The sequence below is a fragment of the Pseudomonas sp. NPDC089534 genome (assembly GCF_044749305.1).
Lineage (GTDB): Bacteria > Pseudomonadota > Gammaproteobacteria > Pseudomonadales > Pseudomonadaceae > Aquipseudomonas > Aquipseudomonas ekonensis.
Genome location: NZ_JBIVHR010000073.1, coordinates 26,334 through 31,626, shown reverse-complemented (window position 1 = coordinate 31,626; position 5,293 = coordinate 26,334). Strand labels below are relative to the sequence as shown.

The 5,293-nt window shown below is 66.1% G+C and carries 5 protein-coding genes; 3 read left to right on the top strand and 2 right to left on the bottom strand.

Features of this window, described 5'->3' with window-relative positions; translation table 11 throughout:
* Positions 1-362: 362 nt before the first annotated feature.
* Together map and ACIP0B_RS20545 are read right to left on the bottom strand one after the other, a co-directional pair.
* Positions 363-1,160 carry a type I methionyl aminopeptidase gene (map, locus tag ACIP0B_RS20550; RefSeq protein ID WP_400835513.1) on the bottom strand — a complete coding sequence of 266 codons (798 nt, stop codon included), beginning with the start codon at positions 1,158-1,160 and terminating at the stop codon, positions 363-365.
* Positions 1,157-1,405 carry a ParD-like family protein gene (locus ACIP0B_RS20545; protein ID WP_400835511.1) on the bottom strand — a complete coding sequence of 83 codons (249 nt, stop codon included), beginning with the start codon at positions 1,403-1,405 and terminating at the stop codon, positions 1,157-1,159. The genes map and ACIP0B_RS20545 overlap by 4 nt, the downstream gene beginning before the upstream one ends.
* A gap of 203 nt (positions 1,406-1,608) precedes the next feature.
* On the opposite strand from ACIP0B_RS20545, the gene ACIP0B_RS20540 reads away from it, so the two are divergent.
* The 3 genes from ACIP0B_RS20540 to ACIP0B_RS20530 all read left to right on the top strand — a co-directional run.
* Positions 1,609-2,985 (top strand): pyridoxal-phosphate dependent enzyme, encoded by a 1,377-nt coding sequence (locus ACIP0B_RS20540; RefSeq protein ID WP_400835509.1) that lies wholly within the window; start codon positions 1,609-1,611, stop codon positions 2,983-2,985.
* Complete coding sequence (locus ACIP0B_RS20535) at positions 2,982-4,160, top strand: cystathionine gamma-synthase (RefSeq protein ID WP_400835507.1); 1,179 nt, start codon at positions 2,982-2,984, stop codon at positions 4,158-4,160. The genes ACIP0B_RS20540 and ACIP0B_RS20535 overlap by 4 nt, the downstream gene beginning before the upstream one ends.
* Before the next feature lie 546 nt (positions 4,161-4,706).
* Positions 4,707-5,293 (top strand): hypothetical protein (locus ACIP0B_RS20530; protein ID WP_400835505.1); only part of this gene is annotated, 587 nt, incomplete at its 3' end.

Sequence of the window (5,293 nt, the reverse complement as noted above, 5' to 3'; positions counted from 1 at the left end):
TTTTAGTCCCGCCCACCCCTTCAAGTCTAAACATACAAGCTTGCCTGCAAGCGATAGGGCCGGCACTGCCGACATCTCCACTACCTGACCCGCCGCCATCGCCAGCAGGCTGGCTCCCACAGGGGATCCCGGCGGCCCGCAGCATCCCCGCACACCACAAACCCTGTGGGAGCTTACCTGCAAGCGATAAGGCCGGCACTGCCGACATCTTCACTGCCTGACCCGCCGCCATCGCCAGCAGGCTGGCTCCCACAAAGATCCCGATCCCGGCGGCCCGCAGCATCCCCGCACACCACAAACCCTGTGGGAGCTGGCTTGCCAGCGATGAGGCCGGCACTGCGTGAGGCGATGCCGGCCCCTTTTTACGATCGAAGGATCGGCGCAAACCCTGCGATTTCGTCAGGCCACGCCGTCAGCACTTCGAAACCGTCCTCGGTCACCGCCACCATGTGCTCCCACTGCGCCGAGAGCGACTGGTCCTTGGTCACCACGGTCCAGCCGTCGGCCAGGCTTTTCACATGGCGCTTGCCGGCGTTGAGCATCGGCTCGACGGTGAAGATCATCCCCGCCTTCAGCTTCAGGCCCTGATCCGGATAGCCGTAGTGCAGCACTTGCGGCTCATCGTGGTAGACCTTGCCGATGCCGTGGCCGCAATACTCGCGCACCACGCTGAAGCCTTCCCGTTCCGCCAGGCTCTGGATCGCGAAGCCGATGTCGCCCAGGGTCGCGCCCGGGCGCACGGCGCGGATGCCGGCGCACATGGCGTCGTAGGTGGTCTTGATCAGGTGCCGGGCTTCGGGCGTCGGCTCGCCGACCACGTACATGCGGCTGGTGTCGCCGAACCAGCCGTCCTTGATCACCGCGATGTCGAGGTTGACGATGTCGCCGTCCTTCAGCTTGCGGCCCGACGGAATGCCGTGGCACACCACCTCGTTGACCGATGCGCACACGGTCTTCGGGAAGCCGTGATAGCCGACGTTGGCGGGAATGGCCTTCTGCACGTTGACGATGTAGTCGTTGCACAGGCGGTCGAGGTCATCGGTGGAGACCCCGGCCTTGACGTGGGGCACCAGCATGGCCAGCACTTCGGCGGCCAGCCGGCCCGCCTCCCGCGATTGGGCGATGTCGGCGGCGGTGTTGATCTTGATCGGGTTTCTCATGCTTCGGCCCCCAGCGCAGACGCGGCATCCGCCAACGCGCACAGACGTTGCAGATCGAGACCGCCCGCCTGCTCGGCGCGGATCAGCAAGCGGCAGATGGCGCTGTGATCCAGGTTGGGGTGCAGCTCGGCGAGCATGCCGATGCGCATCCAGTGCTCGGCCTGCGCGTTGATCGAACGGCTGAGCGCACTGCTGGAGATGCGCAGGTTCTCGTGCATGTCCTCGGAAATTTTTACGATGCCCACGGCAATACCTGATATGAAATGCATATGGAACGTATATTAGCGGCGATCACCTGAAATCCGCAATCGGCCCTTGCCGCACACACGCCCCAAATCATTGCCCCCTGCACCGAAAGGTTGCGGCGCAGACCATCCGGGCCTATTTTGCATGCGAGCTTGTTCCCCGCGAATGGATCGCGATCAATCACCACAAACGAGGTGAAGAGATGTCAAAGGATTCACGCCCTGCAGTGCTTGGGCTGATAGGCAACACACCGCTGGTTCGTGTCACCCGCTTCGATACCGGGCCGTGCACGCTGTTTCTCAAACTCGAATCGCAGAACCCCGGCGGCTCGATCAAGGACCGCATCGGCCTGGCCATGATCGACGCCGCCGAACGCGACGGCCGCCTCCAGCCCGGCGGCACCATCGTTGAGGCCACCGCCGGCAACACCGGCCTGGGCCTGGCCCTGGTGGGCCGCGCCAAGGGCTACCGGGTGGTGCTGGTGGTGCCGGACAAGATGTCCACCGAAAAGGTCCTGCACCTCAAGGCCATGGGCGCCGAAGTGCACATCACCCGTTCCGACGTCGGCAAGGGCCACCCCGAGTACTACCAGGACGTCGCCGCACGCCTGGCCAAGGACATTCCCGGCGCGTTCTTCGCCGACCAGTTCAACAACCCCGCCAACCCGCTGGCCCACGAATGCAGCACCGCCCCGGAAATCTGGGCGCAGACCGAACATGACCTGGACGCCATCGTGGTCGGCGTCGGCTCCGCCGGCACGCTCACCGGCCTGACCCGGTTCTTCCAGCGCGTGCAGCCGAACCTGGAAATGGTGCTGGCCGACCCGGTCGGCTCGGTGATGGCCGAATACAGCCGCAGCGGCCACCTCGGCACCGCCGGTTCGTGGGCGGTCGAAGGCATCGGCGAGGACTTCATCCCGTCGATCTCCGACCTCTCCAGCGTGCGCCACGCCTACTCGATCAGCGACGAAGAAAGCTTCGATCACGCCCGCCAACTGCTGCGGGTCGAAGGCATCCTCGGCGGTTCGTCCACCGGCACCCTGTTCGCCGCCGCGCTGCGCTACTGCCGCGAACAGACCGAACCGAAACGGGTGGTCAGCTTCGTCTGCGACACCGGCACCCGCTACCTGTCCAAGGTCTACAACGATCAGTGGATGAACGACCAGGGCCTGCTGGCGCGCAAGCGTTACGGCGACCTGCGCGATCTGGTGGCCCGGCGCTTCGAGGACGGCCGGGTGATCAGCGTCGGCCCGGAAGACACCCTGCTCACGGCCTTCCAGCGCATGCGCCTGGCCGACGTGTCGCAACTGCCCGTCCTGGTCGAGGGCCGCCAACTGGTCGGCGTGATCGACGAATCCGACATCCTGCTCGGCGTCCATGAGGACGCTGCGCATTTTCGCAAGACCGTCGCCAGCGCGATGACCGACAAGCTGCAGACCTTGGCGCCCAGCGCCGATCTGGCCGAGCTGGAGAAGGTCCTCAACCGCGGCCTGGTGGCGATCATCGCCGACGCCTCGGGCTTCCATGGCCTGATCACCCGCGTCGACATGCTCAACCAACTACGGAGATCCCTGGCATGAGCCAGCACGATGAAAACGCCCCGCCACGGGGCTTCGCCACGCGCGTGATCCACGCCGGGCAAACGCCGGACCCGACCACCGGGGCGCTGATGCCGCCGATCTACGCCAACTCCACCTACCTGCAGGACAGCCCCGGCGTGCATAAGGGCTTCGACTACGGCCGCTCGCACAACCCGACCCGCTTCGCCCTCGAGCGCTGCGTGGCGGACCTGGAGGGCGGCACCCGGGCGTTCGCCTTCGCTTCGGGGCTGGCGACCATTTCCACGGTGCTCGAACTGCTCGAGGCCGGCTCTCACGTCGTGTCGGGCAACGACCTGTACGGCGGCACGTTCCGCCTGTTCGACAAGGTGCGCCAGCACAGCGCCGGGCACCGCTTCAGCTATGTCGACCTGAGCGACCTGTCCGCTTTCGAAGCATCGCTGCAGGACGACACCCGCATGGTCATCGTCGAGACCCCGACCAACCCGCTGCTGGGCCTGGTCGACCTCGCGGCCATCGCCCGCACCTGCCGGGCGCGGGGCATTCTGTGCGTGGCCGACAACACGTTCGCCAGCCCCTACATCCAGCGTCCGCTGGAGCTGGGCTTCGACATCGTGCTGCATTCGACCACCAAGTACCTGAACGGCCACTCCGACGTGATCGGCGGCATCGCCGTGGTCGGGCAGAACGCGGAACTCGCCGAGCGCCTGGGCTTCCTGCAGAACGCGGTCGGCGCGATCGCCGGGCCGTTCGACGCGTTCCTCACCCTGCGCGGCGTGAAGACCCTGGCGCTGCGCATGGAACGCCATTGCAGCAACGCACTGGAGCTGGCGCAGTGGCTGGAGCGTCAGCCGCAGGTCAAGCGCGTCTACTACCCCGGCCTGCCGTCGCACCCGCAGCATGAGCTGGCGAAACGGCAGATGCGCGGTTTCGGCGGGATGATCTCCCTGGACGTGAACAGCGACCTGGCCGGCGCCAGACGCTTCCTGGAGAACGTGAAGATCTTCGCCCTGGCCGAAAGCCTGGGCGGCGTGGAAAGCCTGATCGAGCACCCGGCGATCATGACCCACGCCACCATCCCGGCCGAGACCCGGGCGCGCCTGGGCATCGGCGATACGCTGGTGCGCCTGTCCGTGGGCGTGGAGGATGTCGAGGATCTGCGCGCCGACCTGGCGCAGGCGTTGGCGAAGATATAGGCCCCGAAACGTCAAAGCCCGCACAAGGCGGGCTTTGGTGTTCGAGTAGGCGGCCAGTGCTGGTCTCTGGCTTACGAGGTTTATCAGGACTCTCACAGTACAGGCAATGTGCTCTGCTGCTTCACACGGCGTAAGGGCTGGATCCCAGCGCGGGGATCTTTCTAACCGTGTACCCTTCGGAACGCGCCCAACGCCTCCTCGCTATCCGCTTGCGCATCAGTCTGCGTGTTCGCCTACATCCTTGAGCCTAGCAAAGGCTCCACGATCCGGAATGCCCTTTTTAGACCGATTTCCTTCTAGCGCCTGCACGCAAGGAAGTTAACCGACTATCGCCCGGAGCCGACCGGCAGCCGTGCCCGGCGATTGGCCGACTATACTTTTGAGCTGGCTTCCAAGGTTTCATGCAGTACGTCGGCACCCGTGCGCCGAACGGTGCGCCCGTGCCAATCGCCAATCTGGTTAACCCCGGGCCAACGAGCCCTGCCGCCGGCGCGTCCGACGGACGCCGCTCGGACGCGTTGTGGCTGATGGGTCGTGGAGAAGATCATGAAACACAAACTTTTGACCGGCGTCGTTCTCGCGGTGGCTGCAGCGGCGTTGATGCCGGGTGCCTGGGCGGCAAAACCGCAGGCATTGGCGTCCGATGGGGCCGATCATGTCGGTGCGGGTGCTGTGGCCTCTGACGGATCCGACCACGTTGGCGCGGGTGCCGTGGCCTCTGACGGATCCGACCATGTCGGCGCGGGTGCCGTGGCCTCTGACGGCTCCGACCATGTCGGCGCGGGTGCTGTGGCCTCTGACGGCTCCGATCACGTCGGCGCGGGCGCGGTAGCCTCTGACGGCGCCGACCATGTCGGCGCGGGTGCTGTGGCCTCTGACGGATCCGATCATGTCGGCGCGGGGGCGGTAGCTTCTGACGGCTCCGATCACGTCGGCGCGGGCGCTGTGGCCTCTGACGGATCCGACCATGTCGGTGCGGGCGCCGTGGCTTCCGACGGTTCCGACCATGTCGGCGCGGGCGCTGTGGCTTCCGACGGTTCCGACCATGTCGGCGCGGGCGCTGTGGCCTCTGACGGCTCCGACCATGTCGGCGCGGGCGCTGTGGCTTCCGACGGTTCCGACCATGTCGGCGC

Coding starts and splice junctions, on each gene's coding strand:
- ACIP0B_RS20535 (WP_400835507.1), top strand. CDS start 2,982: ATGAGCCAGCACGATGAAAACGCCCCGCCACGGGGCTTCGCCACGCGC.
- ACIP0B_RS20540 (WP_400835509.1), top strand. CDS start 1,609: ATGTCAAAGGATTCACGCCCTGCAGTGCTTGGGCTGATAGGCAACACA.
- map (WP_400835513.1), bottom strand. CDS start 1,160: ATGAGAAACCCGATCAAGATCAACACCGCCGCCGACATCGCCCAATCG.